The sequence below is a fragment of the Pseudomonas entomophila genome (genome assembly GCF_013523125.1).
Classification (GTDB): Bacteria; Pseudomonadota; Gammaproteobacteria; order Pseudomonadales; family Pseudomonadaceae; genus Aquipseudomonas; species Aquipseudomonas entomophila_B.
In genome coordinates, this window is sequence record NZ_JAAMQJ010000002.1 from 25588 (window position 1) to 52499 (window position 26912).

Consider the following 26912-nt stretch of genomic DNA (forward strand, 5'->3'; position numbering starts at 1 on the left):
AATTCAATGAGTTAATGGCTGCGACATAAAGCAGCTAGCGTGCATTCGGCAAAATCAATCAGAATTGACCATGCAACTTGCCCGATTTTTCCGACACTAACCGAGATAATTCCCAAAGGAGCGTAGGAAATGGATTCAGCCCAAGACAGTCAGGGCCGTATTCTGCTTGTGGACGATGAGTCAGCCATCCTGCGGACCTTCCGTTATTGCCTGGAAGATGAGGGCTATAGCGTCGCAACGGCCAACAGTGCCGCTCAGGCCGATACGCTGCTGCAACGACAGGTGTTCGACCTGTGCTTCCTGGATTTGCGTCTGGGAGAAGACAACGGTCTGGACGTGCTTGCCCAGATGCGTATCCAGGCACCCTGGATGCGGGTGGTGATCGTCACCGCGCATTCGGCCATCGACACCGCGGTGGATGCGATCCAGGCCGGTGCGGCCGACTACCTGGTCAAACCGTGCAGCCCGGACCAGCTGCGGCTGGCCACCGCCAAGCAATTGGAAGTCCGCCAGCTGTCGGCGCGGCTGGAGGCTCTTGAGGGTGAGGTCCGCAAGCCCAAGGACGGCCTGGACTCCCATAGCCCGGCCATGATGGCGGTGCTCGAGACCGCACGCCAGGTGGCCACCACCGATGCCAACATTCTCATTCTGGGCGAATCGGGCACCGGCAAGGGCGAGCTGGCACGGGCCATCCACGGCTGGAGCAAACGGGCACGCAAGGCCTGCGTCACCATCAACTGCCCGTCCTTGACCGCCGAGCTGATGGAAAGCGAACTGTTCGGCCATAGTCGCGGTGCCTTCACCGGCGCCAGCGAGAGCACGCTGGGTCGGGTGAACCAGGCCGACGGTGGCACCCTGTTCCTCGACGAGATCGGCGACTTCCCGCTGACGCTGCAGCCCAAGCTGCTGCGCTTCATTCAGGACAAGGAGTACGAGCGGGTCGGCGACCCGGTGACACGCCGTGCCGATGTGCGGATCCTGGCAGCGACCAACCTGAACCTCGAGGAAATGGTCCGCGAAGGCAAGTTCCGTGAGGATCTGCTGTACCGCTTGAACGTCATTACCTTGCACTTGCCGCCCCTGCGCGAGCGCAGCGAGGACATCCTGACCCTGGCCGATCGTTTCCTGGCACGCTTCGTCAAGGAATACTCGCGCCCGGCCCGCGGCTTCAGTGAGGAGGCCCGCGCGGCCCTGCTCAACTACCGTTGGCCCGGCAACATCCGTGAGCTGCGTAACGTGATCGAACGCGCCAGCATCATCTGCGGCCAGGAGCGGGTGGAGATCACCCACCTGGGCATGGGCGAACAGCCTGCCGGGAACGCACCGCGCGTCGGTGCCTCGATGAGCCTGGACGAACTGGAACGGGCCCATATCGGCGCCGTGCTGGCGACCAGCGACACGCTGGAGCAAGCGGCCCGTACCTTGGGCATCGATGCCTCCACCCTGTACCGCAAACGCAAGCAGTACCACCTATGAAATGGGCGATGAAGCTGCGCACACGGCTCTTTCTCAGTATTTCCGCGCTGGTCAGCGTGGCGCTGCTGGGCTTGCTGCTCGGGCTGGTGAGTGTCATCCAGATGGCCTCGGTGCAGCAGGAGCAGGTGCGCGTCACCACGCAGTCGCTGGCACTGGGCTTGAAGTTGCGACAGAACCTGGGTGACCAGCTGGCCTTGATCCTGAAGGCCGACTCCGACCGCGAGCGCCTGCTGAGCCTGCAGAACGAATTCCAGAGCGTGCTGGACGACGGCGCCGACCTGGACAGCGCCAAGGCCGGCTTCGGCAAGACACGGGCGATCTACCAGCGCTTCCTGCAAGCGTACCGCGAGTCCGCGCAACCGTGGCGCGACATGAGTCCCGAAGCGCCGCTGGGTGCAGCGTTCAATGCCATCCGCACCGACCTGATCGATGCTCATCAGCGTGCCCTGGCGCACATCGGCCAAAGCGGCGAGCAGGCGCGCGACCGTGCGCTGCTGGTCGGCGGCCTCTTGGGCATCATGGGGCTGACCGTCCTGGTGCTGGGCTTCATCACCGCCCACAACATGGCACGCCGGTTCGGTCAGCCGATCGAGGCCTTGGCCAAGGCCGCCGACCAGGTGGGCGAGGGCAACTTCGATGTCACGCTGCCGGTGACCCAAGGCCAGGAGCTGAGCTTGCTGACCAAGCGGTTCGGACTCATGGCCGACGCCCTGCGCAAGCACCAGGCGACCAACGTCGACGAGTTGTTGGCCGGGCAACAACGCTTGCAGGCCGTCCTCGACAGCATCGACGATGGCTTGCTGATCATCGACCGCCAGGGGCGGTTGGAACACCTCAATCCCGTGGGCCAGCGCCAGCTCGGTTGGGACAACAGCCGCGTCGGCGTCAGCCTGGCCGAAGCGCTGCAGCGACCTGAACTCGAGCAACAGCTGCGCCAGGTCCTGCGCGGCGGCAGTCTCGACCGTCCGCCCGAGGACCTGAGCCTGGAGGTCGATGACGAGTCGCGCCTGCTGACCTACAGCCTCACCCCCGTCAGCCATCCCCAAGGGCCGATCCTGGGTGCGGTCATGGTCTTGCACGACGTCACCGAACAGCGGGCCTTCGAGCGGGTCCGCAGCGAATTCGTGCTGCGTGCGTCCCATGAGCTGCGCACGCCGATCACCGGCATGCACATGGCCTTCGGGCTGCTGCGCGAACGGCTGAAATTTCCGGTCGAGGCGCGCGAGAACGACCTGCTCGAGACCATCGGCGAGGAAATGCAGCGCCTGACCCAGCTGATCAATGACCTGCTGAACTTCTCGCGCTACCAGAGCGGGCTGCAGAAGCTCGAACTGGCGCCGTGCACGGTGGAGGATCTGCTCCAACGCGCCATCGATCGCTTCGCGGTGCAGGCCCAGGCCAAGCACATCGAGCTGGTCCAGGAGCTGGAACATCATCTGCCGCGCCTTCAGGCGGACGTCGCACAGCTCGACCGCGTCCTGGACAACCTGCTGCACAACGCCATTCGCCATACCGCCCAGGGCGGGCGTATCTGCCTACAGGCACGGCGCCATGCCGAACGCGTGATCATCAGCGTGGAAGACAATGGCGAAGGCATCGCCTACGGGCAGCAAGGCCGTATCTTCGAACCGTTCGTCCAGGTCGGTCGCAAGAAAGGCGGTGCCGGGTTGGGCCTGGCCCTGTGCAAAGAGATCGTCCAGCTGCACGGCGGCCGCATGGGTGTGCTTTCCCGACCTGGGCAAGGCACCCAGTTCTACATGGCATTGCCGGCCTAGGGGCGGGCCACGAGACGGTCAGCGCCGGGCCGGCGTCCGGCGCTGACCGTCGCTGACCAGCTGGATGAACTGACGGGCCGTCAAGGGCCGGGCGAACAGCCACCCTTGGCCATATTCCACGCCTTCGCTGCTGAGCAGCTCGGCCTGGTCCTCGTATTCGACCCCCTCGGCGATCACCTGCAACTGCAAGGCATGGGCCATGCGCACGATGTGCGGGGCCACGCCACTGCTGGCGGCATCGTGCCCCAACGCATCGATGAAGGCCTTGTCGATCTTCAGGCAGTCGACCGGCAAGGTCTGCAGATAGGCCAGGCTGCAGTAGCCCGTGCCGAAATCATCGATCAATACCTTGTGGCCCAGGCTGCGCAAAGCCTGCAAATGGTCACGGGCCACGTCCACGTCGACCAGGCCACGCTCGGTCACCTCGAAGGCGATCTGTCGCGCGTCGACGCGGTGCAGCGCCAGCAGACGGGTCGCCAAGACGCCGATGCGGGGCGCCATGACGTCGCAGGCCGCCAGGTTGATCGAGATGTACAGCTGCGCGTGCGTGCGCAGCAAGGTGCCCAGCTGCTCGAGCACACGTTGCAAGACGAAATCGGTCAGCGGACGGATCTGACCGGTGTCTTCGGCCAGCGGAATGAACAGGTCAGGACTGGTCAGGGTGCCATCGGGGCGGCGCCAGCGCACCAAGGCCTCGGCGCCCACGCAACGGCGGTTGGTCAGCGTGAAGATGGGCTGGTAGAGCACCTGCAGCTCACCCCGGCGCAAGGCCCCTTGCAACGCAGCGCTCATCGAGCGGCGTTGCAGCGCCAGCTGCCCCGTCAGCCAGCCGATGCAACAGGCGGTCAGCAGGCTGCCGATCACCAGCAGCCAGAGCAGCCTGCCCAGCTCCAGCGGCGCCGAGGTGCGCGGCACGATCAGGGCCAGCTGGTAGTCGGGCGACTTGGTCGGCATGCGGTAGATGAGGCGATCCGGCAACTCGATCAGGGCCTGCGTCGGGGCGATGGGCCACGTGACATGGGGCGGCCAGGGCTGTACCGGCCCCAGGACCGGAATGGCGCGTGTCCCCTGATCGAGCAGTACCAGCACGCTGCCACCGACCGGAAGGTCGACGACGTCGGTCAGATGGCCACGCGAGGTCGAGACCAGAAAGCGCCCACGCCCCAGCATCAGCGCTGCCAGATTGTCGTCGGGCTCGGTGGAGGTATTGAGCCAGATGCTGTAGACCGGGCCGTTGATGTCCGGCGCTCGCAAGGGGGCTTCCCAGCGTGCGCCTTCGCGGATCGAGCACACGGTGGCGCCGTCCACGTAGGCAGCTGCGTAGACGAAGCGGAATCGGAACCCCACCTGCCGCAATGCGGCCAGCATCGCGCTATCGCAACGCCTCGAGGGCAGCGCCTGCAACTGGTCCACGCCCTGGCGCAGTTGCCCGAACACTTGCTCGAGCCGCTCCAGAAAGCGCTCGCCCCGGGCATTCATGGAGGCGATCTCCTGTTGCTTCACCTGGTGCATGGCCAGGGTCAGGCTGATCGCCAGCAGCAGGCTCGCACTGAGCAGGGTCGCGACCAGGGCCAGTAGCCGTGGTCGCTGCAACAGGTAGGCGAAAACAGGGGCGAGCGCTGACATCCAAGGTATCCGGTCGAGTGTCCATGAGCAGGGCAACTGTCCGGCAAGTCAGTCTCTGGCAAGAGCGCTTCAATGCATGCTGTTCAGCACTTGCAGGATAGCTGCGGTTTGCGCATCCGCCACGCCATCGTAACGCTGGGGCCGGAAGTGCATCTGGAAGGCCACGAGCGTCGCACGAGTGGCCGGGTCCCAGACACCGGTCGGCTCGATGGCATAGCCAGCGCGCGCCAGCTGCTGCTGATACCAGCCGATGCTCGGTGGGTTCACGGCATAGTAGGCCTGCTGCCGGGCCACGGCATTGGCGTCGGGCCAGAGCCCCAGGCCGGCATCGGCCAGACGCTTCCAGGGGAACAACGGGCCTGGGTCCTGCTTGCGCGCCGGGGCGATGTCGCTGTGGCCGATGATGTTGCGCGGTGAGATACCGTGGCGCTTGACAATGTCCTTGACCAGGGCGATCACCGCCTGCACCTGCGCCTCGCTGTAGGGGTACCAACGACGCCCCGTGGGGGTATCGGTGAAACCTGGGTTGACGATCTCGATCCCGATGGAGCTGGAATTGAGCCAGGTCCGACCCTGCCATTGGCTTTCCCCGGCATGCCAGGCCCGGCGGTTCTCGTCCACCAGCTGATAGACCGTGCCGGCGTCATCGCCGATCAGGTAGTGGCTGCTGACCTCGCCCTGGGTCAGCAGCGCCAGCGAACGCTCCAGCGAGGCGTTGGTGTAATGCAGAATGACGAACTGGACGCGGCTGTCCTGGTTGGCCGAGACATGGCTGCGGTCGATGCGCAGCCCTGAAGAGCAGCCCGCGAGCAACAGCAACAAGGAGGCGAGCACGAGTTTTTTCATAGGACGAACGAGCATCTGGCATGAGGGTCGCCTCAGTATAACGAGCTGATCGGCCAGCGCACCTGGTGCGCGACGGGTCGCGCCAGCCAGGCAGGGCCAGGGCTGACCGGTTTCAAGGGTCGGTTTCGACCCGGTTGCGTCCCTGGGCCTTGGCCCGGTATAGGGCCTGGTCGGCACGCTTGAGCACCGTCTCGGCCTGATCGCCGATCTGGAAGGCGCTCACGCCGATCGACACGGTCACGGTCACCCGCTCGCCTTTGAAATGGAACGGGCAGGCCTCCACGGCGGCACGCAAGTCGTCGCTCAACGCGCGCCCGGCTGCCAACGCGCTGCCCGGCAGCAGCAGCACGAACTCTTCGTCCCCGAAACGGGCGATGAAATCCCGGCCACGCAGACGCGTGCGCATCACGTTGGTGACGATCTTGAGGACCTTGTCTCCGGCCAGGTGCCCGTAACTGTCGTTGATCCGCTTGAAGTGGTCCAGGTCCAGGATCGCCAGGCACAGTGGCTCGGCGGACGCCTGCCAGGCCTGCACGTCGTGGTCGAGACGTTCGCTCCAGGCTGCCCGGTTGGGCAGCCCGGTAAGAGGGTCGACCAGGGCTTTCTGGCGCTGCTCCTCGAGGTGGCCGCGTACGTCCAGCGCCTCCTGCTCCATGGCCGCCACACGCTCGGCGAGCCCTTGCAGGCGACCGGCCAACGCCTGTTCACGCTGATCCCGTGCCCGGCAGTGCTCGTCCAGCGTGGTCAGCAGGCCTTCCAGGCGGTTGTCCAGGATCGAACGCACGCTCGCCAGGTCGGCCACGTCCTGGACGCTGCTCTGCAAGCCGCCGACCTGCGCCCGCAGTTGGTGGTCCAGCTGGCGCGAGGCAGAGCGCTGGTCGGCATGGCCGCTGCTGGCAGCCTGCAGGTGGTTCTGGAAACTCTCCAGACGCCCGTTGAGCTGTTGCAGATAGGCCTCGAATTCATGCTGCCCACTGTCGTTGATCGCCAGCATCAGCACGGCCAGATCGTCCAGTACCGGAATCAGCTCGTACCAGTTCAGGCCACTGGCGACTCGCTCGCGCATGGCCAGTGCCTGGGTCTTGTGCCGCTCTGGCAAGGTCAGGTCATCGAGCAGGCCGAGCAGCGTCTGCTCGATGTGCGCCGCCACGCTGCTATAGGGAGGCTCGACGGCATAGGGCAAGGCGTAAGGGCCGTCGTCGAGCGGCTCGTTCGACAGCGCTTCGCCGACGGCTGCCGGCATGGCGGGTGGCTGTGCCGAGGGCAGGGCCGACAGGGGCGCCACGCTCGGCACAGGGGGTGCAGGCACGGCCTCGGGGGGCACGGGCGCGGCGGGCATACCGTCTGCCGCAGGAGGCTCGAGCACAGGACGCACGTCGTCTGCCACAGGCGCGGCCGACGCCGGTGGATCCATGGCCGGTGGGTCGATCGAGGCAGGCGCCGCATCGGGTACCGGTGCCGATTGCGCCTCAGGTGCGGGTGCCGACGCTGCCGGGGCGGTGGCCGGTGTGTCGCTGTCACGAGCGCCGAACAGCCGCTGCAGCAGGCCTGGCCCCGTCGGGGGGGCCTGCGTGCGCACGGCCTGCAGGGCACGCCCTTGCAGGTTGCTGAGTTCGCTCAACAGCAGCGGCATTTCCCTGGCTTGACCGACACGTTCATCAAGTTGCCTGGCGAACTTCTTCAGCGGCTTGCCGACTTCACTGGGCAGGGGCAAGTGCTGCAACTGCTGCACCAAGGTAGACAAGGCCGTGCTGACCTGGCCCAGGCGCGTCTCGCGGCGCTGCTCGGAATCGAGCACGGCCTTTTCCAGACGAGGGATGAGCCCGGCGAGTGCGGTGTCGAGGTTGTCGCCGCGAATGACTTCGCGCATCTCCTTCATGCACGCATCGACGGCCTTGTCGCTGCCTTCGGCCGCCAGCGTGCTGCGCACCAGGCCGCGGCGCAGCAGGTCGAGACGCGCCTCCCAGCGCCGCTCGAGCGCCTCCTGCTGTTCGAGGCTTTCCAGGTACTTGTCTTTCCAGCGCTGGGCGTCGTCGGTCATGCCTGGATCCGCATTCGGAAAAAGGGCTGTCAGCTCACGACCGGCAGCGTATCCACAGTCAATGCGTCAGGCAAACGAATCTCCACCGCCACCGGCAAATGGTCGGAAATCGGCTGCGACAGCACCTCGACCCGTTCCAGCGTCAGGGTCGGGCTGAGCAGGATGTGGTCCAGGCAACGCTGGGGCCGCCAGCTGGGGAAGGTGGCCTCGACCTGCGGTGCGATCAGGCCCAGGTCACGCAAGGGCGAGTGCTCGAGCAGGTCATTGGCATGGGTGTTCATGTCGCCCATGAGCACCTGGTGACGGTAGCCGCCGATCAGTTCGCGGATGTAGGCCAGCTGCAGGGCGCGGGTCTTGGCGCCCAGCGCCAGGTGCATCATCACCACGACCAGGGCGTCCTCACCTTCGCCGAACCGCACCAGGATCGCGCCGCGACCGGCCGGCCCGGGCAAGGGATGATCCTCGAGTGCATGGGGCTTGAGACGGCTCAGCACGCCGTTGCTGTGCTGGGCGAAACGCCCAAGGTTGCGGTTGAGCTGCTGGTACCAGTAGGGGAAGGCACCCAGTTGCGCCAGGTGCTCCACCTGATTGATGTAGCCGGACCGCAGGCTGCCCCCATCGACCTCTTGCAGGGCGACCAGGTCGAAGTCGCCGATCAGCGCACCGATCTTCTGCAGATTGCCGGCACGGCCGGTGTGCGGCAGCAGGTGCTGCCAGCTACGGGTCAGGTAATGCCGGTAGCGCTCGGTACTGATGCCTACCTGGATGTTGAAGCTGAGCAGCCTGAGCCGCCCATCGGCAGGCAGCTCGGCGCCTTGCAGATGGGCCGGGTTGACCTGCGGCTGGTGCAGGCCAACGCCTCGCGTGGTCTTCAAGCGGGCCATGGTCAGCGCCGCTACTGGGCGGCGCGCTCCTTGGCGATCAGCTGGTCGGCAACCTGCAGGACACCTTCAGGCCCGCCGGCAGTGCCGAGGTCGAAGCGGTACTTGCCATCGACGACCATGCTCGGCACACCTGTGACTTCGTACTTCTTCGCCAACTCCTTGGCCTGGTTGACCTGGCCCTTGATGGCGAAGGAGTTGAAAGTGGCCAGGAACTTGTCCTTGTCCACGCCCTGGGTGGCGAGGAACTCGGCCATTTCCTCAGGCTTGGTCAGGCGCTTGCGCTGGTTCTGAATGGCGTCGAACACGGCGTTGTGTACCTTGGCTTCCACGCCCATGGCTTCGAGGGTCAGGAACATCTGCCCGTGGGCGTCCCAGGGGCCACCGAACATGGCTGGCACGCGCTTGAAGACGACGTCCTGGGGCAGTTTTTCGACCCAGGGATTGAGGGTCGGCTCGAAGTGATAGCAGTGCGGGCAGCCGTACCAGAACAGCTCGACGACTTCGATCTTGCCGGGCACCGAAACAGGAACCGGATTGCTCAGCTCGATGTATTGCTCACCGGCGACAGGCTCCGCGGCCTGGACGGCAGCTACTCCGAAAGCGCTGGCGGCGACCAGCGCGGCGCTGAGAAACAGTTTACGCATGCTTTGCTCCTGGGGCAGTCATTGGCCGCCGCTTGGCGACCGTGCTGAATAATCTGAGACCGATCATGAAGGGTCGAGTTCTCGAGTGTAACGGTTATGGTCATGAAAAAGGGCGAACGGGGTCGAGACTGAACCCGTCGGGCCAGCGCTCACCCGAACACAGATGAGCAACGGCCTTTGTTACCCCGGCACCATTAACCTTGTGTTAACGCCTGCTCAATGCAAGCCCTGGATGTAGCTGGACAGCGCGTCGATCTGCGCATCGCTCAGCCGTGCGGCGATCGAATGCATCACCACGGCGTCGCTCGCTTCGGTGCGCTGGCCCTCACGGAACGCTTTCAACTGCTTGCTCACGTAGGCGGCATGCTGCCCGCCCAGCCGAGGAAAGCCTGCCGATGCCACGCCTGCGCCATCGGGCGCATGGCAACCGAGGCAGGCGGGCAGGCCGCTCTGCAGATCGCCGCCGTTGAACAGCGCACGGCCTTGCTGGACCAGGGCAGGGTCGGCGAAGCCTGTCGTCGGCGACTGGCTGGCGTACCAGGCGGCCAGGTCGGCCAGGTCCTGATCGCTCGAGGGTGTCAGCAGGCCGGTCATTTCCGGTACGACTCGCGCGCCCGAGCGGATGGCGCGAAGCTGCTCCAGAAGATAACGCTCGCCTTGACCGGCGAGTTTGGGAAAGATCGGCACCAGGCTGTTGCCATCGGGGTTATGGCACGCGCCACACACGGCACTCTTGGCCTGGCCTGCCGCAGCCTCCCCTTGCAGGGGTTCTGCCTGGGCGGCGCCCGCGCCGCAGAGCGTCAGCAGCACGCCACCTGCGTACAGGCGCAGGCGTTGGCGCAGGGTACCCTGGCGAAGAAGCGCCATGGCGCGACGTGGGCCCGGTTGGTCTGGGGAATCGTGCAATGCCTTGGAATCCTGTGTAGCCTGCGCGAACGGCGGTGCGTCGACGTCGCCTCGGCGGCCTGAAGCCGCGGCCGGTGTCGGTGCGACGCGCACACGAAAACCGCGTCACTATATACTTGCGACCTTCAAACGGAAACGCACCGCTTGCCGCGCCCAGGCCCGGCAACGCCCCTATCGGAAACCCCATGCACGTCAAGAACCCCATCCTCGGCCTCTGCCAGCAGGCTCGTTTCGCCATCAGCGCGGCCAAGGTCGAGCAATGCCCCGAAGACCAGGGCTACGAAGTCGCCTTCGCCGGGCGCTCGAACGCCGGCAAGTCCAGCGCCCTGAACACGCTGACCCACGCCAACCTGGCACGTACCTCCAAGACGCCGGGTCGCACCCAGCTGCTGAACTTCTTCGCCCTGGACGACGAACGCCGCCTGGTCGACCTGCCTGGCTATGGCTACGCCAAGGTGCCGATCCCGCTCAAGCAGCACTGGCAGCGTCACCTGGAAGCCTACCTGGGCAGCCGCGAGTGCCTGCGGGGCGTGATCCTGATGATGGACGTGCGCCACCCGATGACCGACTTCGACAAGATGATGCTCGACTGGGCCAAGGCCAGCCAGATGCCGATGCACATCCTGCTGACCAAGGCCGACAAGCTCACCTTCGGCGCTGCGAAGAACACGCTGCTCAAGGTCCAGGCGGAAATCCGCAAGGGCTGGGGGCAGGGCGTGACCATCCAGCTGTTCTCGGCGCCCAAGCGCCAAGGGCTGGAAGAGGCCTATGGCGTCCTGGCTGGCTGGATGGAACTGGAAGACAAGCCCGCCGCCGAGTGAGCCGCGGTGCCTGGCGAACCACCAGGGCCGGTCGACCGCTGGCCCGGATCGCCAAACGGCAGGCAAAAAAAACCCCGGACTTCATGGGGGGAGGGGGAAGTTCGGGGTCCAAGTCCGGACCGCTAGGGCGGGGTCCGAATATCTGCCAACACTTAACACAACATAGGAGCATCGAACGGCTTGCTCAGCCATTCAGGGACTCTGAGTCGCCTTTCACCCCTTAAGTTCCCCCGGCAGTGAAAATGATTTTTATCTTCCGCTTCCTGGCCCAGCGCACGGACGAGCGTCCGACCCGGCACACTCGCCAGCGGCCGGACACCCGGTGGCATCAGTGCGCCTCGTCCCAGTTGGGGCCAGTCCCGACCTCCACCAGCAATGGCACGTCGAGCTGTGCGGCGCCACTCATGTGCTCACGGATCTCCTGACTGACCTGTTCGACCAGGTCCTCGCGCACCTCCAGCACCAGTTCGTCGTGCACCTGGAGGATCACCCGAGCGTCCAGCCCGCTCGCCTCCAGCCACTGGTCCACCGCGACCATGGCGCGCTTGATGATGTCGGCCGCCGTGCCCTGCATGGGCGCGTTGATCGCCGTGCGTTCGGCGCCCTTGCGCAGGGAAGGGTTCTTGGCATTGATGTCCGGCAGGTACAGGCGGCGGCCGAACAGGGTCTCGACGAAGCCTTGTTCGGCGGCCTGCTTGCGGGTGCGGTCCATGTAGGCCAGCACGCCCGGGTAGCGCGTGAAATAGCGGTCGATGTAATCCTGGGCCTGCTTGCGATCGACGCCGATCTGCCGTGCCAGGCCGAACGAACTCATGCCGTAGATCAGCCCGAAGTTGATCGCCTTGGCGCTGCGTCGCTGGTCGTGAGTCACCTGCTCCAGCTCGACGCCGAACACCTCGGCCGCCGTGGCCCGGTGCACGTCCAGGTCATTGCGGAACGCGTGCAGCAACCCTTCGTCCTTGGCCAGGTGAGCCATGATGCGCAGCTCGATCTGCGAATAGTCGGCGGCCAGCAGGCGGTAGCCTGGGCTGGCGACGAACGCCTGGCGAATGCGCCGGCCTTCGGCCGTCCGGATGGGGATGTTCTGCAGGTTCGGATCGCTCGACGACAGCCGCCCGGTCGCCGCCACCGCCTGGTGGTACGAGGTATGGATACGCTGGGTGCGCGGGTTGATCTGCTCGGGCAGGCGATCGGTGTAGGTGCTCTTGAGCTTGCTCAAGGTGCGGTACTGGGTCAGTACCTTGGGCAGCGGGTAGTTCTGTTCGGCCAGCTCGGTCAGCACCGCTTCGGCCGTGGACGCCTGGCCTTTGGCGGTCTTGCTCAGCACCGGCATGCCGAGCTTTTCATAGAGGATCGCCCCCAGCTGCTTGGGCGAGCCGAGGTTGAACGTCTCGCCGGCGAGGTCGAAGGCTTCGCGCTCCAGCTCGGCCATCTTCAGCCCCAGTTCCTGGCTCTGCACCGCCAGCGGCGCCGGGTCGACCAGTGCGCCCTGGCGCTCGATCTTGGCCAGCACCTGCACCAGCGGCATCTCGATGTCCATCAGCACCGGTTCCAGGCTCGGCGTCTTGGCCAGGCGCTTCTGGAAGGCCTGGTGCAGGCGCAGGGTGATGTCGGCGTCTTCCGCCGCGTACGGCCCGGCCTTCTCCAGTGGGATCTGGTTGAAGGTCAGCTGCTTGGCGCCACGGCCGGCGATGTCTTCGAAGGCGATGGTCGTGTGGCCCAGGTATTTGAGCGCCAGGCTGTCCATGTCGTGGCGCGTGGCCGTGGAGTCCAGCACGTACGATTCGAGCATGGTGTCGTAGGCGACGCCGCGCAGCTGGATGCCCTGCGTTGGGTCACCGCCGAGTGCGCAGTTGGCGAGGATGTTGATGTCGTACTTGGCGTTCTGCGCGACCTTGGCCTTGCTCGGGTCTTCCAGCAGCGGCTGCAGCGCACGCAGGACCGTGTCACGGTCGAGCTGCGCCGGGGCGTCGGGATAGTCGTGGGTCAAGGGCACGTAGGCCGCCTCGTGCGGCTCGACCGCGAAGGACACCCCCACCAGCTGCGCCTGCTGGGCATCCACGCTGGTGGTCTCGGTGTCGAAGGCGAACAGCGGGGCCTGGCGCAGCTTGTCCAGCCAGGCCTCGAAACGCGCCTGGTCGAGCACGGTCTCGTAGTTCGGCTCGACCATGGCCGCCGGCTCTTCGGCAGGCTCCAGTGTCGCGCCGGCCTGTGCGGCCTCACGCTGCAGGTCGGCGATCCAGCCCTTGAATTCCATCTCGGTGTACAGCGCCAGCAGGGCGTCGCGATCCGGTTCGCCGCACACCAGCGCATCGACCTCGATGTCCAGGGGCACGTCGATCTTGATGGTCGCCAGTTCGTAGGACATGAACGCCGCGTCGCGGTGCTCCTCGAGCTTGGCAGGCAGCCCCTTGGCGCCACGGATGGGCAGCGCGGGTATCTTGTCGAGGTTGTCGTAGAGGTCGCGCAGGCCGCCACCGATGCCCGTCAGCAGGCCCACGGCCGTCTTCTCGCCCACGCCCGGCACGCCGGGAATGTTGTCGACCTTGTCGCCCATCAGCGCCAGGAAGTCGATGATGTGCTCGGGGCCGACGCCGAACTTCTCGCGCACGCCGTCGATGTCCAGCACGCTGCCGGTCATGGTGTTGACCAGGGTGATGTGGCCATCGACCAGCTGCGCCATGTCCTTGTCGCCGGTCGAGATGATCACCGGGCGACCCGCCGCGGCACTGCTGCGCGCCAGGGTGCCGATCACGTCGTCGGCCTCCACGCCTTCCACGCACAGCAGCGGGTAGCCCGAGGCGCGCACGCTGGCGTGCAGCGGCTCGACCTGCAGGCGCAGGTCATCCGGCATCTTCGGCCGGTTGGCCTTGTACTCGGCGAACAGGGTGTCGCGGAACGTGCCGCCCTTGGCATCGAAGACCACGGCGAACAGGCTGTCCGGGTACTGCCGGCGCAGGCTCTTGAGCATGTTCAGCACGCCCTTGACGGCACCGGTGGGCAGGCCCTTGGAAGTGGTCAGCGGCGGCAGCGCATGGAAGGCTCGGTACAGGTAGGACGAACCGTCCACCAGGACGAGAGGGGGTAGGCTCATGAGCAGAATCAACCTTTTCGACGGGTCCGGCGCTAGAATGGCCAGAATCATTGACAACAAAGGGACAAGGTTATCATGCGCTCATTCAATCGCCTGTTATTGCTCGGTCTGCTGGTCACCTTGCCAGTCGTCGCCCAGGCGGCGGACGAGGCGCCCTCGGCCGACCCCGAGGTGACCATCCGCACGGAAGGCGACCGCACCATCCAGGAGTACCGGCAGAACGGCTTCCTGTACGCCGTCAAGGTCACGCCCAAGCACGGCAAGCCGTACTTCCTGGTCCGCGCCGACGGCACCGACGCCAACTTCATCCGCTCCGACCAACCGGACATGCTGATCCCTGCCTGGAAGATCTTCGAGTGGTAAAGTGAGGCGCTTTCACATCAACTCGGCGCCTTCGAACAGAGGCGCCCCCACGAGCTTTCTTTCATCATGTCCGTCTTCACGCCCCTGACCCGGCCGCAACTGGAAACCTTCCTGGCACCCTACGGCCTGGGCCGCCTGCTCGACTTCCAGGGCATCGCCGCTGGCACCGAGAACAGCAACTTCTTCATCAGCCTGGAACAGGGGGAGTTCGTGCTGACGCTGGTCGAGCGCGGCCCGGTCGAGGACCTGCCGTTCTTCATCGACCTGCTGGACGTGCTGCACGAAGCCGACATGCCGGTGCCCTATGCCCTGCGCGACGTCGAGGGCAATGCGTTGCGCGAGATCGCTGGCAAACCGGCCCTGCTGCAGCCGCGCCTGTGCGGCAAGCACATCAAGACGCCCAACGCCCAGCACTGCGTCCAGGTCGGCGAGCTGCTGGCGCACATCCACCTGGCCACCCGCGAGCGGATGCTCGAACGCACGACCGACCGAGGGCTGGCCTGGATGCTCGAGGCCGGTGCCGACCTGCTGCCGCGCCTGGACGCCGGCCAACGCCAGCTGTTGCAAGCCACGCTCGACGAGATCGTCACGCACCGTGCGCAGATCCTCGCCTTGCCCCAGGCCAACCTGCATGCCGACCTGTTCCGCGACAACGTGATGTTCGAAGGGACTCACCTGACGGGCGTGATCGACTTCTACAACGCCTGCTCCGGGCCGATGCTGTACGACATCGCCATCACCCTGAACGATTGGTGCTGCACGGCGGACGGCAGCCTCGACCTGCCACGTGCCCAGGCCCTGCTGGGTGCCTATGCGGCGCTGCGTCCGTTCACCGCCGCCGAGGCCGACCTGTGGCCGGTGATGCTGCGGGTGGCCTGCGTACGCTTCTGGCTGTCGCGTCTGATCGCGGCGCAATCGTTTGCCGGGATGGACGTGATGATCCACGACCCGTCGGAGTTCGAGGTGCGCCTGGCACAGCGGCAAGAAGTCGTGGTGCGGTTGCCGTTCGCGCTGTAAGGCGTCGCTCACACCGGTGCAGGCGGTGACGGGGCGGACGTCATCGCGGGCAAGCCCGCTCCCACAAGCTGCTTGCGCAGCCATGCCTACACCGACGGCTGCAGAGGTCTGGGTGGGAGCTGGCTTGCCCGCGATAGGGCCCTGTCAGGCGCCGCCTGCGCCGCGGGTAAGTCCACACATCAGTCCATGCGGTCAGGCATGTGCCAAGTAGAAAAAGACAGTTGCTCCCACAGCTCACCGTGATCGCCTGTACCACTGCGATGTAACTACGGGTGAGCGGCCTCAGCCGGGGCGCCGAACCGGCCGCAATGGGGCCGCAGAGCCCGTCCAAGCAGCCGCCTCTCGCTGTCAGCCAGTGTTGATGGATCAGTCGCTCAAGCTTGCAGCTTACGGCTTGAAGCGTGCGGCTCTCTGCCTCGCACTACTTCAAAGCGACTCCAGGCATCCCGCCAGCCCGTTCCCCAGATTCTCCAGCAACCGCTCGTACCCATGGGCGTCCACTGGATCGGTGCCACCGAGCGCGTCGAGCTCCGCCAGGCGCACCGGCAAACCGGCCGTCAGAGTCTCGGCCAGGCGAGGGCGCAGGGGCGGCTCGCTGAACACGCAGGTCTTGCCCACCGCCTGCAGGCGCTGGCGCATCGCGGCCACGTGCTGGGCCCCTGGCTGGACCTCCGACGCCACGCTGAACACGCCGGTGTGCTTGAGGCCATAGGCCGCCTCGAAATAGTCGAAGGCTTCGTGGAAGACGAAATACGGCTTGTCGGCCACCTTCGCCACACGCGCCTCAATACGCTGGTCCAGCCCATCCAGACGCTCGGTGAAGGCCACCAGGTTGGCCTGATAGCGCGTCGCATGGTCAGGATCGACCTGCGCCAGATCGGCGGTCATCTTCGCGGCGATCACCCGTGCGTTGGCCGACGAGAGCCACAGGTGGGCATCCAGGCTGCCCGGCCGGTGGTCATGGTCATGCTCATCGTGGCCGTGGGCGGCGTCATGGTCATGCGCGTCATGATCGCCCTCGTGTGAATGGCTGTCCTCCCCGAAGTGGCGCAGCTTCAAGCCAGGCAGTGACTGCACGGCGACAGTGGTCTTGCTGCGGCTGCCCAGTACCCGCGGCAGGAAATTCTCCATGTCAGGGCCGATCCAGTACAACAGGTCAGCCTCGCCCACCCGGCGTACGTCCGAAGGACGCAGCGCGTAATGATGGGGGGAAGCACCGGGCGGCAGCAGCACATCGGGAGTACCCACCCCGTCCTGCACGGCGGCAGCGATCTGTTGCAGGGGCTTGATGCTGGTCAGGACGCGCACATCGGCCTGAGCTTGCAGGGCCGTGAGCGACCCCAGGAAAACGACGAAAAGAACCAGTAATCGGGACACGATGCGTACTCGAAAGGGCCATAAACGGGTAACATAATAACGTCTCTGCCTGGAATCGTCGCTCCCCATGTCCATCACGCCGCTGGCCCATCGTCCTCACGACCACTCTCATTGCGTCCACAGCGCGCTCTCCGAAGCCGATGCCATCTGCACGCGCCAGGGCCTGCGCCTGACCGCGCTGCGCCGCCGTGTGCTGGAGCTGGTCTGGCAGAGCCACAAGCCGCTGGGCGCCTACGACATCCTCGCGGTGCTGAGCGAACAGGACGGCCGCCGCGCGGCACCGCCCACGGTCTACCGCGCCCTGGACTTCCTGCTGGACAATGGCCTGGTGCACCGCATCGCCTCGCTCAACGCCTTCATCGGCTGCAGCCATCCGGAGCATGCCCACCAGGGACAATTCCTGATCTGCAAGGTGTGCCACGTCGCCCTGGAGCTGGAGCAGGACAGCATCAGTAGTGCCATCGTCAGCAGCGCCGAGGCCGTGGATTTCGTGGTCGAAGGGCAGACGGTGGAAGTGGTCGGCGTCTGCGCCCGTTGCCGGAGCGCGGCATGAGCGAGGCGCTCATCCGTCTCGAGCAGGTCGGCGTCACCTTCGCCGGCGAGGCGGTGCTCGATGCCATCGACCTGAGCGTCGCGCCGGGTCAAATCGTCACCTTGATCGGCCCCAACGGCGCTGGCAAGACCACCCTGGTGCGCAGCGTGCTCGGCCTGCTCAAGCCGCACCGCGGTACCGTCTGGCGTCGACCGCGCCTGCGGATCGGCTACATGCCGCAGAAGATTCAGGTGGACCCTACGCTGCCGCTGTCGGTGCTGCGCTTCCTGCGCCTGGTGCCGGGCGTGGACCGGGCCGCTGCGTTGCAAGCCTTGCGCGAAGTCGGCGCGCAGCAGACCATCGACAGTCCGATCCAGACGGTGTCCGGCGGCGAAATGCAGCGCGTGCTGCTGGCGAGGGCGTTGCTGCGCAAGCCGGAACTGCTGGTGCTCGACGAGCCGGTGCAGGGCGTCGACGTGGCCGGGCAGTCCGAGCTGTACAGCCTGATCACCCGGCTGCGCGACCGCTACGGCTGCGGTGTGCTGATGGTCTCCCACGACCTGCACCTGGTGATGAGCACGACCGATCAGGTGGTCTGCCTGAACCGGCATGTCTGTTGCTCGGGCCATCCCGAGCAGGTCAGCGGTGATCCGGCCTTCGTCGAGCTGTTCGGTCATCACGCCCCGAGCCTGGCCGTCTACCACCATCATCACGACCATAGCCATGACCTGCATGGCTCGGTCATCACGCCTGCACCCCATGTTCACGGAGACCATTGCAAGCATGGCTGATTTTCTACTGTATGCCCTGCTTGCGGGACTGGCCCTGGCCGTGGTGGCCGGCCCACTGGGCTCGTTCGTCGTCTGGCGACGCATGGCTTATTTCGGCGACACCCTGTCCCATGCCGCGCTGCTCGGCGTGGCGCTGGGCTTCGCACTGGATGTCAGCCCCACGCTGGCGGTGACCGTCGGCTGCCTGCTGCTGGCGTTGGCCTTGGTCACCTTGCAGCAACGCCAGCCCCTGGCGTCCGACACACTGCTGGGCATCCTCGCACCCAGCACATTGTCGCTGGGCCTGGTGGCCCTGAGCTTCATGCATGACGTGCGCATCGACCTGATGGCCTACCTGTTCGGCGATCTGCTGGCCATCAGCCCGACCGACCTGGGCTGGATCCTGGGCGGCAGTGCGCTGGTGCTCCTGCTGCTGGTGGCGCTGTGGCGCCCGTTGCTGGCGGTCACGGTGCACGAGGAGCTGGCCAGGGTCGAAGGCCTGCCGGTCGCCGGGCTGCGCCTGGCCCTGATGCTGTTGATCGCGGTGGTGATCGCGGTGGCCATGAAGATCGTCGGCGTGCTGCTGATCACCTCCCTGCTGATCATTCCTGCCGCCACCGCGCAACGCCATGCTCGCTCACCCGAACAAATGGCGGTGGGCGCCAGCGTGCTGGGTATCGTCGCGGTCTGTGGCGGGCTGGCGATGTCCTGGTTCAAGGACACCCCGGCCGGGCCATCGATCGTGGTCTGTGCGGCGATGCTATTCTTGTCGAGCTTGGCGCTGCCCAAGCGATGAGCGGAGCGCGCCTGGCGCGCCCTGCAACCTTTCCTCCGCGCCTGTGTCAACAAGACCTGTTCCCGAGCGTGTGTACCTGGGTGTAGACTTGCTCGCTTTTTTGCGCAATCAGAGAGTCGCAGGAATGAAGCCGTTCGCTACCCGTTATCTGCTCCTTGCTGTCTTTTCCCTGCTAGTGGCGGCGTGTTCCCATGCGCCGGTCGAGTCTCTGACCGTGCCCCCGCAGGCTGATCCCTGGCAGCAGCTGCAAGACAGCATCACCCGCAACGAGCTGGCCACGGCGGAAGATCAGTTGAGCACCCTGCAAACGCAGGCGGCCGACGATGAGCGCCTGGAGTCCTTCCAACGGCAACTGGCCGAGGCCTACCTGCAACGCAGCCAGATCGTCTTGCAGAAGGGTGACGTCAACGCGGCCGCCACGGCCCTGGCTCGGGCACGTACGCTGATGCCACAGGCACCGGCGTTGACCGGCGGCACCAACGGCGCCTTGGTGCATGCACGCAAGGTCGAGCTGGAAAAGGCCGAAGCGGCGTTGAAGGCTGCCGAATCCAAACCCAAGGCCCGCGTGATCGATCCGACCGCACCCAGCACCGTGATCGCGCTGGAAACCACCGATATCCAGGCCATGCGCCGCCAGCTCGACGCGATCGCGGCCGACGTGGTGAATTACCAGTGCGAAGTGGTGTTCCAGGTGCCCCGCAAGCAGGATGCGCCCTGGCTCAAGACCTTGCTGCGCAAGCGCGTGACGCAGATGGATGCCGATTTTGCGCTGCGTCAGCGGCATGAGATCCAGCGTGCATTGCCAGCGCAGGTGGTGTTGGTGCCGCACCAGCAGTAAGGGCAGGCGGCTCGTTGCTGAGCGAGCCATGCGGGGCTTGCCTGCGAGACAGGCGGTGCCGGGCCAGCCGCCATCGCGGGCAAGCCCCCACAAGCTGCTTGCGCAGCCACGACTACATTGATAGCTGCAGAGGCCTGGGTGGGAGCTGGCTTGCCAGCGATAGGGCCTTGCCAGGCGCCGCATGCAGTCGGGCATGTACCGAATAGAAAGGACAGTTGCTCCCACAAGCTGCTTGCACAGCCATGACTACATTGATGGCTGCAGAGGTCTGGGTGGGAGCTGGCTTGCTAGCGATAGGGCCTTGCCAGGCGCCGCATGCGGTTGGGCATGTACCGATTAGAAAGGACAGTTGCTCCCACACGTTCGTGACAGCCGGTCTTTGTGTGGTGTGCCCAGGGTGAGTCGCCCTGTCGAGGCGGCGGGCGGACGTTCATGAGCACCCAGCGTACTGCGCACCGCACGCTGCCCAGAAACGAACAGTGGCCGCCCAAAGGCAGCCACTGCAGAAACAGCCTGTCGAAGCGCCGGACCGCTCAAGGCGGCCGGCGCTTCGTTCGTTAGGCCGGGATGGCTTCGGCCGCGGCCTCGCGATCCCAGACGCGGTGCTCCAGCAATGCCTGGACGAACGCATCCACGGTCGTCTGGTCATCGCCCAGCAGCAGGCCCTTGTCCTGCTGCAGGCCCAGGCTGTCGAGCAGGCCCTTGGCGCCGTTGGCCAGCCCCATCGGCTTGAGGTGCTTGTAGGCCTCCAGCAGGTAGTGTTTGGCCAGACCGCTGCCCGCCAGGGCCTTCAGCGACGCATCACCGGCCGGTACCCAGAGGCCGTCGATCATCACCGACGGCATGCCTTCCATCGACGCGTCCACTGGCAGTTGCTTGCCCTCGGCCGTCTTCACCGGCGCCGAGGAAGGGCCGAGCAGCAACACGCGGGCGCTCTGGGCTTCGAAGGCCTTGACCAGACGATCGACGCTGGCGCCGTCCACACCATTGGCCACCAGGAGGCCGATCTTGCGACCCTTGATGCCGACGGTGCCAGGGTGATTCATCTGGCTCAGTGCAGGCGATTCGGTCAGGCTCAGTGTCTTGACGTCGACGGTGCCTTGGGTCGGCGCTGGCAGGCCCAGGTTCTCGGCCACGGCCTTGGCCAGGTCGAGGTCGATGTTGGCGAGGATCTCGTTGACCTGACGGGCCCGGATGTACTCGCGCTCGACCTTGCCCAGCTCGAAGCTGTAGGCCTTGATGATGTGCTGCTGCTCGTTCGGGCTCATGCTCTTGTAGAACAGGCGCGCCTGGGAGAAGTGGTCGCCGAACGAGTCGCTGCGCTCGCGGACCTTGCGGGCGTCGATACGCTCCTGATACGTCTCGAAGCCGCCGTCACGGGCCGCCGGTGGGGTTTCCTTCGGCCAGCCACTGTCGATCGAGTTCGGCTCGTAGGCCGCGCGGCCCTTGTCGATGGTCATGCGGTGGATGCCGTCGCGCTGATTGTTGTGGTTGGGCGCGACCGGACGGTTGATCGGGATCTCGTGGAAGTTCGGCCCGCCCAGACGGCTGATCTGGGTGTCGGTGTAGGAGAACAGACGACCCTGCAGCAGCGGGTCGTTGGTGAAATCGATGCCGGGCACGATGTGGCCGGGGCAGAAGGCGATCTGCTCGATCTCGGCAAAGAAGTTGTCCGGGTTGCGGTTGAGCACCATCTTGCCCAGCGGCGTCACCGGCACCAGCTCTTCGGGAATGATCTTGGTCGGGTCCAGCAGGTCGAAGTCGAATTTGTGCTCGTCGGCTTCCGGCACGATCTGCACGCCCAGCTCCCACTCCGGGTAGTCGCCGGTTTCGATCGCTTCCCACAGGTCGCGGCGGTGGTAGTCAGTGTCCTTGCCTGCCAGCTTCTGGGCTTCGTCCCACAGCACCGAGTGCACGCCCTGCTTGGGCTTCCAGTGGAACTTGACGAAGGTGGCCACGCCTTCGGCGTTGATCAGGCGGAAGGTATGCACGCCAAAGCCTTCCATCATCCGCAGGCTGCGCGGGATGGCGCGGTCGGACATGGCCCAGACGACCATGTGGGCCGACTCCGGCACCAAGGACACGAAGTCCCAGAAGGTGTCATGGGCCGAGCCCCCGGTCGGGATCTCGTTGTGCGGCTCGGGTTTGACCGCGTGCACGAAGTCCGGGAACTTCAGGGCGTCCTGGATGAAGAACACCGGCATGTTGTTGCCGACCAGGTCGAAGTTGCCTTCGTCGGTGTAGAACTTCACCGCAAAGCCGCGGACGTCACGCACGGTGTCGCCCGAGCCGCGTGGCCCCTGCACGGTGGAGAAACGCACGAAGACCGGCGTGGTCTTCTCGGGGTCCTGCAGAAAGCCGGCCTTGGTCAGCTCGGCGTGGTTGCCGTAGCTCTGGAAGTAGCCGTGGGCACCGGTGCCGCGGGCATGGACGATACGCTCCGGGATGCGCTCGTGGTCGAAGTGCGTGATCTTCTCGCGCATGATGAAGTCTTCGAGCAACGACGGCCCGCGCGAACCCGCCTTGAGCGTGTTCTGGTTGTCGGAAATCTTCACGCCCTGGTTGGTGCGCAGTGCCTGGCCCGTGGCATCGCTACGGAACGCTTCGAGGTTCTGCAGTTTCTCATTGGTGTTGGCACGATCCGGCGTCTGTGTGCCGGCGAGTTCGCTGTGCTTGGGTGTATCCGTGTGCTTGCTGGCCATTTTCGGCTCTCCCCATCGGTATTCAGGCCGCCCATCCGGACGTTGTCCAGCTAGTGACTGATGGGGCCGCTCAAGCGTTCCGTCGGGCTTGCCAGCCGTCGCGTTATGCCCAGGCCTGAGGTCCAGCCTCAAATAAATGCTAAGACCGTCTGACGGAAAAGGCTAAAATGCGCCACCCGGCACACCGCCGACCTCCATTCATGCGCCCCACAAGGTTCGCTAAGTGATTGAGTTTCAAGATGTTCACAAGACCTACCGCGTTGGCGGCAGGGACATTCCGGCGCTTCAGCCGACCCAGCTGGTCATCGAGGATGGCCAGGTCTACGGCCTGATCGGCCACTCCGGCGCAGGCAAGAGCACGCTGCTGCGCCTGATCAACCGGCTCGAGGCGCCGACCGGCGGCCGCATCATCGTCGACGGCGAAGACGTCACGGCCTTCGATGCCAACCAGCTGCGGCGCTTCCGCCAGCAGGTCGGCATGATCTTCCAGCACTTCAACCTGCTGGCCTCCAAGACCGTCGCCGACAACGTGGCCCTGCCGCTGACGCTGGCGGGCGAGTTGTCGCGTGGCGAGATCGACCAGCGGGTGAACGAACTGCTGGCCCGGGTCGGCCTGGCCGACCATGCCCGCAAGTACCCCGCGCAACTGTCCGGTGGGCAGAAGCAGCGCGTGGGTATCGCGCGCGCCCTGGCCACTCGTCCCAAGATCCTGCTGTGCGACGAGGCCACCAGCGCCCTCGATCCGCAGACCACGGCCTCGGTGCTGCAGCTGCTGGCCGAGATCAACCGCGAGCTGAAGCTGACCATCGTGCTCATCACCCACGAGATGGACGTGATCCGCCGGGTCTGCGACCGCGTGGCGGTGATGGACGCCGGCCGTATCGTCGAGCAGGGTGCCGTGGCCGATGTGTTCCTGCACCCGGCCCACCCGACCACCCGCCGCTTCGTGCAGGAAGACGAGCAGGTCGATGAAGGCGAGCAGCGCGATGACTTCGAGCACGTGCCTGGGCGCATCATCCGCCTGACCTTCCAGGGCGAGGCCACCTACGCGCCCCTGCTGGGCACCGTCGCCCGCGAAACCGGGGTCGACTACAGCATCCTGGCCGGACGCATCGACCGCATCAAAGACGTTCCCTATGGGCAGTTGACGCTGGCCGTGACCGGTGGCGACATGGATGCGGCGTTCGACCGCTTCAAGGCCGCCGACGTGCATATGGAGGTACTGCGTTGATGGACGCCCTGAATTTCTTCGCCAACGTCGACTGGGCCGAGATCTGGCTGGCCACGGGCGACACCCTGATCATGCTGTTCGGCTCGCTGCTCTTCACCGTGCTGCTGGGCCTGCCCCTGGGTGTGCTGCTGTTCCTCTGCGGCCCACGGCAGATGTTCGAGCAGAAAGGCGTGTACGCGCTGCTGTCGCTGGTGGTCAACGTGCTGCGCTCGCTGCCGTTCATCATCCTGCTGATCGTGATGATCCCGTTCACCGTGCTGATCACCGGCACCTCGCTGGGCGTGGCCGGAGCCATTCCACCGCTGGTGGTCGGCGCCACGCCCTTCTTTGCCCGCCTGGTCGAGACGGCGCTGCGTGAGGTGGATCGCGGCATCATCGAGGCCACCCAGGCGATGGGGGCAACGACGCGCCAGATCATCACCCATGCGCTGCTGCCTGAAGCGCGCCCGGGAATCTTCGCCGCGATCACCGTCACCGCCATCACCTTGGTGTCCTACACGGCCATGGCCGGTGTGGTCGGTGCCGGTGGCCTGGGCGACCTGGCCATCCGTTTCGGTTACCAGCGGTTCCAGACCGATGTCATGGTCGTCACCGTGGTGCTGCTGCTGATCCTGGTGCAGGTGCTGCAAAGCATCGGTGACAGGCTGGTCGTGCATTTCTCTCGCAAGTGAACCAACCCGGTCGGTCGAGAGCCCACGAGGCTCTCTCTAAGGAGTGTCAATGAAAAAGCTGCTTGTTATCGCCGCCGCGGTCGCGGCCTTCTCGGCCCAGGCCGAGACCCTCACGGTCGCTGCCACCCCGGTGCCACACGCCGAGATCCTCAAGTTCGTCCAGCCTCAGCTGGCCAAAGAAGGCGTGGAACTGAAGGTCAAGGAGTTCACCGACTACATCCAGCCGAACGTGCAGGTGGCGGAAAAGCGCCTGGACGCCAACTTCTTCCAGCACCAGCCGTACCTGGACGAGTTCAACAAGGCCAAGGGCACCGACCTGGTCAGCGTCGCCGGCGTGCACCTGGAGCCTCTGGGCGCCTACTCGGACAAGGTCAAGAGCCTGGACGCCCTGCCCTCCGGCGCCACCGTGGTGATCCCCAACGACGCCACCAACGGCGGGCGTGCCTTGCTGTTGCTGGACAAGGCGGGTGTGATCACGCTCAAGGACAACGGCAACATTCTGTCCACCGTCAAGGACATCGCCGGGAACGACAAGCACCTCAAGTTCCGTGAGCTGGAAGCGGCGACCATCCCGCGCGTGCTGACCCAGGTCGACCTGGCGTTGATCAACACCAACTATGCGCTGGAAGCCAAGCTCGATCCGAAGAAGGATGCCCTGGTCATCGAAGGCAACGACTCGCCCTACGTGAACATTCTGGTCGCGCGCCCTGACAACAAGGACAGCGAGGCCATGAAGAAGCTGGTCGACGCGCTGCATTCGTCCGAGACCAAGCAGTTCATCACCGAGAAATACAAAGGCGCCGTCGTTCCCGCCTTCTGACCGCGCGGCACGACGCCTGTCGTGCCCTGACGCCAGGGTCTGCGAGCCGCCTGCCGAAGGCGGCTCGGCCCAGGCCGGTCATTTCCCCTCCACCAGCCCCGGCAACCGCGCCACCAGCTTGCCCGTGTCGAACGGCGCGCGCACGAACCCGCGTTGGCGCCCGTCCGGCCCGATGATCGCCAGGTTGCCACTGTGGTCCACGGTGTAGCCAGGGGTGCGCGTATCGGCCGGTATGAACGGGATGCTCAGCGCGTTCGACAGGGCACGAGTGTCCTCGACCGAACCGCGCAGGCCGATGAAGTCCTTGTCGAAGTAGGCGAGGTACTGCTTGAGTTGCGCCGCGGTGTCGCGGGCCGGATCGACGCTGACCAGCACGACTCGCAAGCGATCGACGGTGCGTTGCGGCAGCTGACGCTTGATCTCCCGCAACTGCGCCAAGGTGGTGGGGCAGATGTCCGGGCAATAGGTGTAGCCGAAGAACAGCAGTGACCAGGTGCCCCTCAGTTGATCGAGTTCGACCACCTGGCCCTTCTGATCGGTCATGCGCACGGGCGGGACATTGCGGCCTTGGGGCAACAGGATGATCCCGGCTTGGGCGAGTTCGGTGGTGCTGGCCTGGCCCGCGCCACCGGTCAAACGGACGGCGAACACGCAGACGATCAGGGCCAGCAGGCCGAAAAGGGTGAAGATGGTTTTCTGGGTGCGGGTCATGGGGCGAAGGGACCTGGCGGAGGAAATGAGTGGCATGTGGCAAGCGTGAGGGCTGGGAACAGGTCGTGCAACCGGCGTTTTCTCCTCGAGTCTTCAAGAAATCCTGTCTGGATTGGAACGCGCTATCGATGCCTGCGGTGTCATATGCCTGTTGGCGTCATAAATATGACAATCTATAACAATTCCATCTTAGCTTTCTCATCCAGCAAGCTACTTTAGTGTCTTCCCTGTGTAATACCTGCCCCGGAGTCACCATGAACATCGCCGCATTGCGCGAGCAGATCATTCTTGCCCACCAACACGAAGACCGTACCGGCCAGCTTCGGCTGCGCCTGGGGCAGCAAGTGCCCCACCTGCACCGCGCCATTCAACTCCCTGCACAGGATGCCCCAGGCACGCTGGCGCGCTTCGTCAGCGCCTACATCGAACAGGTGCCCGAGCTGCTGCAGGCCGCCCATGCCGTGTCGCGCGAAGCAGGCATCGAGGCGCAGATCAAACCCGTGCTGAAGATCGCCGAAACCTATTTCCTCCAGCCGCCCGAGGGTGTCGAGGGTCAGATCGGCCTCAGTGGCCTGCTCGACGAAGCCTACCTCGCCCATCGCCTGGTCGAAGAAGTGAACGACCTGTACATCCGGCACTTCCAGCAGCCGCTGATTCCGCTGGACACCACCGTGGCGAACCTTATCGCCCATCAACTGATCGGCGAGACGTTCGCCAACCGGCTCGACGAGGTCGTGCACCACTCCGTGGACCAGTTGCTCGACGATGATACCTTCGCCCTGGACACTGTCGAGCGCTACCGCGAGGCCTTGAGCGACCCTGCCACGGGTGCCGCCTGGCGGCGCTGGCCTTGCCTTTCCCGGCAACTGGATGTCGACCTGACCCTTGGCACGCTGCACTAAGTGCACTCGCGAGGTGACGTTCCGGGAAGGGGCTCCTGCTGACGTCAGTTCGATACGGGTTGTTAGCGT

The 26912-nt window shown here is 65.4% G+C and carries 23 protein-coding genes; 13 read left to right on the forward strand and 10 right to left on the reverse strand.

The genetic code is table 11. The annotated features are described in order from the left end of the window. Positions 1–129 precede the first annotated feature (129 nt). Positions 130–1476 carry a sigma-54-dependent response regulator transcription factor AlgB gene (gene algB, locus G7007_RS01420; protein ID WP_181098704.1) on the forward strand — a complete coding sequence of 449 codons (1347 nt, stop codon included), beginning with the start codon at positions 130–132 and terminating at the stop codon, positions 1474–1476. Next, positions 1473–3251: an ATP-binding protein gene (locus G7007_RS01425; protein WP_181098705.1), complete on the forward strand. Its 1779-nt coding sequence runs from the start codon at positions 1473–1475 to the stop codon at positions 3249–3251. Before algB ends, G7007_RS01425 begins: the two co-directional genes overlap by 4 nt. Positions 3252–3269: 18 nt before the next feature. Here the strand turns inward: G7007_RS01425 and G7007_RS01430 are convergent, their stop codons facing one another. The 6 genes from G7007_RS01430 to G7007_RS01455 all read right to left on the reverse strand — a co-directional run bounded on the left by G7007_RS01430 (position 3270) and on the right by G7007_RS01455 (position 10159). Beyond that, entirely contained in the window at positions 3270–4877 is a 1608-nt protein-coding gene (locus G7007_RS01430) for an EAL domain-containing protein (RefSeq protein WP_181098706.1), read from the reverse strand. 69 nt (positions 4878–4946) lie between these two features. Then, positions 4947–5723 (reverse strand): N-acetylmuramoyl-L-alanine amidase, encoded by a 777-nt coding sequence (locus tag G7007_RS01435; protein WP_181098707.1) that lies wholly within the window; start codon positions 5721–5723, stop codon positions 4947–4949. Between the two features lie 112 nt (positions 5724–5835). Continuing rightward, on the reverse strand, positions 5836–7764 hold the full coding sequence (locus G7007_RS01440; RefSeq protein WP_181098708.1) for a GGDEF domain-containing protein: 1929 nt from the start codon (positions 7762–7764) through the stop codon (positions 5836–5838). A gap of 29 nt (positions 7765–7793) precedes the next feature. Continuing rightward, positions 7794–8648, reverse strand: coding sequence for an endonuclease/exonuclease/phosphatase family protein (locus G7007_RS01445; protein ID WP_181098709.1), 855 nt, complete (start codon positions 8646–8648; stop codon positions 7794–7796). 11 nt (positions 8649–8659) lie between these two features. Further along, complete coding sequence (gene dsbA, locus G7007_RS01450; protein WP_181098710.1) at positions 8660–9292, reverse strand: thiol:disulfide interchange protein DsbA; 633 nt, start codon at positions 9290–9292, stop codon at positions 8660–8662. Between the two features lie 216 nt (positions 9293–9508). Continuing rightward, positions 9509–10159 carry a c-type cytochrome gene (locus G7007_RS01455; RefSeq protein WP_181098711.1) on the reverse strand — a complete coding sequence of 217 codons (651 nt, stop codon included), beginning with the start codon at positions 10157–10159 and terminating at the stop codon, positions 9509–9511. Positions 10160–10383: 224 nt separating this feature from the next. Between G7007_RS01455 and yihA the strand changes: the two genes are divergently transcribed. Continuing rightward, on the forward strand, positions 10384–11019 hold the full coding sequence (yihA, locus tag G7007_RS01460; protein ID WP_181098712.1) for a ribosome biogenesis GTP-binding protein YihA/YsxC: 636 nt from the start codon (positions 10384–10386) through the stop codon (positions 11017–11019). Positions 11020–11347: 328 nt separating this feature from the next. Here the strand turns inward: yihA and polA are convergent, their stop codons facing one another. Next, positions 11348–14113: a DNA polymerase I gene (polA, locus tag G7007_RS01465; RefSeq protein ID WP_181098713.1), complete on the reverse strand. Its 2766-nt coding sequence runs from the start codon at positions 14111–14113 to the stop codon at positions 11348–11350. 75 nt (positions 14114–14188) lie between these two features. Here polA and G7007_RS01470 point away from each other — a divergent pair, with 75 nt between their 5' ends. Next, on the forward strand, positions 14189–14476 hold the full coding sequence (locus G7007_RS01470; protein WP_181098714.1) for a DUF2782 domain-containing protein: 288 nt from the start codon (positions 14189–14191) through the stop codon (positions 14474–14476). A gap of 66 nt (positions 14477–14542) precedes the next feature. Next, positions 14543–15493: a homoserine kinase gene (locus tag G7007_RS01475; RefSeq protein ID WP_181098715.1), complete on the forward strand. Its 951-nt coding sequence runs from the start codon at positions 14543–14545 to the stop codon at positions 15491–15493. Positions 15494–15919: 426 nt separating this feature from the next. On the opposite strand, the gene znuA is transcribed toward G7007_RS01475, so the two are convergent. Beyond that, complete coding sequence (gene znuA / locus G7007_RS01480; protein ID WP_181098716.1) at positions 15920–16870, reverse strand: zinc ABC transporter substrate-binding protein ZnuA; 951 nt, start codon at positions 16868–16870, stop codon at positions 15920–15922. A gap of 67 nt (positions 16871–16937) precedes the next feature. On the opposite strand from znuA, the gene G7007_RS01485 reads away from it, so the two are divergent. From G7007_RS01485 to G7007_RS01500, 4 genes are all read left to right on the forward strand, one after another. Next, positions 16938–17423, forward strand: coding sequence for a Fur family transcriptional regulator (locus G7007_RS01485; protein ID WP_181098717.1), 486 nt, complete (start codon positions 16938–16940; stop codon positions 17421–17423). After that, positions 17420–18193 (forward strand): zinc ABC transporter ATP-binding protein ZnuC, encoded by a 774-nt coding sequence (znuC, locus tag G7007_RS01490; protein WP_181098718.1) that lies wholly within the window; start codon positions 17420–17422, stop codon positions 18191–18193. The genes G7007_RS01485 and znuC overlap by 4 nt, the downstream gene beginning before the upstream one ends. After that, on the forward strand, positions 18186–18968 hold the full coding sequence (gene znuB / locus G7007_RS01495; RefSeq protein WP_181098719.1) for a zinc ABC transporter permease subunit ZnuB: 783 nt from the start codon (positions 18186–18188) through the stop codon (positions 18966–18968). The genes znuC and znuB overlap by 8 nt, the downstream gene beginning before the upstream one ends. A gap of 124 nt (positions 18969–19092) precedes the next feature. Next, entirely contained in the window at positions 19093–19806 is a 714-nt protein-coding gene (locus G7007_RS01500; RefSeq protein WP_181098720.1) for a PA5502 family lipoprotein, read from the forward strand. A 557-nt stretch (positions 19807–20363) separates the two neighbouring features. On the opposite strand, the gene katE is transcribed toward G7007_RS01500, so the two are convergent. Further along, entirely contained in the window at positions 20364–22508 is a 2145-nt protein-coding gene (gene katE / locus G7007_RS01505; RefSeq protein WP_181098721.1) for a catalase HPII, read from the reverse strand. Between the two features lie 223 nt (positions 22509–22731). Between katE and G7007_RS01510 the strand changes: the two genes are divergently transcribed. Genes G7007_RS01510 through G7007_RS01520 form a run of 3 tightly spaced genes read left to right on the forward strand, consistent with a single transcriptional unit; the run spans position 22732 to position 25230 of the window. After that, on the forward strand, positions 22732–23739 hold the full coding sequence (locus G7007_RS01510; RefSeq protein ID WP_181098722.1) for a methionine ABC transporter ATP-binding protein: 1008 nt from the start codon (positions 22732–22734) through the stop codon (positions 23737–23739). Continuing rightward, positions 23739–24410: a methionine ABC transporter permease gene (locus tag G7007_RS01515; RefSeq protein ID WP_181098723.1), complete on the forward strand. Its 672-nt coding sequence runs from the start codon at positions 23739–23741 to the stop codon at positions 24408–24410. The genes G7007_RS01510 and G7007_RS01515 overlap by 1 nt, the downstream gene beginning before the upstream one ends. A 49-nt stretch (positions 24411–24459) precedes the next feature. After that, entirely contained in the window at positions 24460–25230 is a 771-nt protein-coding gene (locus tag G7007_RS01520; protein WP_181098724.1) for a MetQ/NlpA family ABC transporter substrate-binding protein, read from the forward strand. Positions 25231–25308: 78 nt separating this feature from the next. Here the strand turns inward: G7007_RS01520 and G7007_RS01525 are convergent, their stop codons facing one another. Next, positions 25309–25941 carry an SCO family protein gene (locus tag G7007_RS01525; protein WP_181098725.1) on the reverse strand — a complete coding sequence of 211 codons (633 nt, stop codon included), beginning with the start codon at positions 25939–25941 and terminating at the stop codon, positions 25309–25311. A gap of 254 nt (positions 25942–26195) precedes the next feature. On the opposite strand from G7007_RS01525, the gene G7007_RS01530 reads away from it, so the two are divergent. After that, a complete protein-coding gene (locus G7007_RS01530) occupies positions 26196–26843 on the forward strand; it encodes a hypothetical protein (RefSeq protein WP_181098726.1) in 648 nt (215 codons plus the stop codon). The last annotated feature ends 69 nt before the right edge of the window (positions 26844–26912 follow it).

Bases quoted from the DNA above. Each gene is read 5' to 3' on its own strand.
- znuB (WP_181098719.1), top strand. From the start codon at position 18,186: ATGGCTGATTTTCTACTGTATGCCCTGCTTGCGGGACTGGCCCTGGCC.
- yihA (WP_181098712.1), top strand. From the start codon at position 10,384: ATGCACGTCAAGAACCCCATCCTCGGCCTCTGCCAGCAGGCTCGTTTC.
- G7007_RS01445 (WP_181098709.1), bottom strand. From the start codon at position 8,648: ATGGCCCGCTTGAAGACCACGCGAGGCGTTGGCCTGCACCAGCCGCAG.
- znuC (WP_181098718.1), top strand. From the start codon at position 17,420: ATGAGCGAGGCGCTCATCCGTCTCGAGCAGGTCGGCGTCACCTTCGCC.
- G7007_RS01530 (WP_181098726.1), top strand. From the start codon at position 26,196: ATGAACATCGCCGCATTGCGCGAGCAGATCATTCTTGCCCACCAACAC.
- G7007_RS01515 (WP_181098723.1), top strand. From the start codon at position 23,739: ATGGACGCCCTGAATTTCTTCGCCAACGTCGACTGGGCCGAGATCTGG.
- dsbA (WP_181098710.1), bottom strand. From the start codon at position 9,292: ATGCGTAAACTGTTTCTCAGCGCCGCGCTGGTCGCCGCCAGCGCTTTC.
- G7007_RS01485 (WP_181098717.1), top strand. From the start codon at position 16,938: ATGTCCATCACGCCGCTGGCCCATCGTCCTCACGACCACTCTCATTGC.
- G7007_RS01470 (WP_181098714.1), top strand. From the start codon at position 14,189: ATGCGCTCATTCAATCGCCTGTTATTGCTCGGTCTGCTGGTCACCTTG.
- polA (WP_181098713.1), bottom strand. From the start codon at position 14,113: ATGAGCCTACCCCCTCTCGTCCTGGTGGACGGTTCGTCCTACCTGTAC.
- katE (WP_181098721.1), bottom strand. From the start codon at position 22,508: ATGGCCAGCAAGCACACGGATACACCCAAGCACAGCGAACTCGCCGGC.
- G7007_RS01425 (WP_181098705.1), top strand. From the start codon at position 1,473: ATGAAATGGGCGATGAAGCTGCGCACACGGCTCTTTCTCAGTATTTCC.
- G7007_RS01435 (WP_181098707.1), bottom strand. From the start codon at position 5,723: ATGAAAAAACTCGTGCTCGCCTCCTTGTTGCTGTTGCTCGCGGGCTGC.
- G7007_RS01430 (WP_181098706.1), bottom strand. From the start codon at position 4,877: ATGTCAGCGCTCGCCCCTGTTTTCGCCTACCTGTTGCAGCGACCACGG.
- algB (WP_181098704.1), top strand. From the start codon at position 130: ATGGATTCAGCCCAAGACAGTCAGGGCCGTATTCTGCTTGTGGACGAT.
- G7007_RS01475 (WP_181098715.1), top strand. From the start codon at position 14,543: ATGTCCGTCTTCACGCCCCTGACCCGGCCGCAACTGGAAACCTTCCTG.
- G7007_RS01455 (WP_181098711.1), bottom strand. From the start codon at position 10,159: ATGGCGCTTCTTCGCCAGGGTACCCTGCGCCAACGCCTGCGCCTGTAC.
- G7007_RS01520 (WP_181098724.1), top strand. From the start codon at position 24,460: ATGAAAAAGCTGCTTGTTATCGCCGCCGCGGTCGCGGCCTTCTCGGCC.
- G7007_RS01440 (WP_181098708.1), bottom strand. From the start codon at position 7,764: ATGACCGACGACGCCCAGCGCTGGAAAGACAAGTACCTGGAAAGCCTC.
- G7007_RS01500 (WP_181098720.1), top strand. From the start codon at position 19,093: ATGAAGCCGTTCGCTACCCGTTATCTGCTCCTTGCTGTCTTTTCCCTG.
- G7007_RS01525 (WP_181098725.1), bottom strand. From the start codon at position 25,941: ATGACCCGCACCCAGAAAACCATCTTCACCCTTTTCGGCCTGCTGGCC.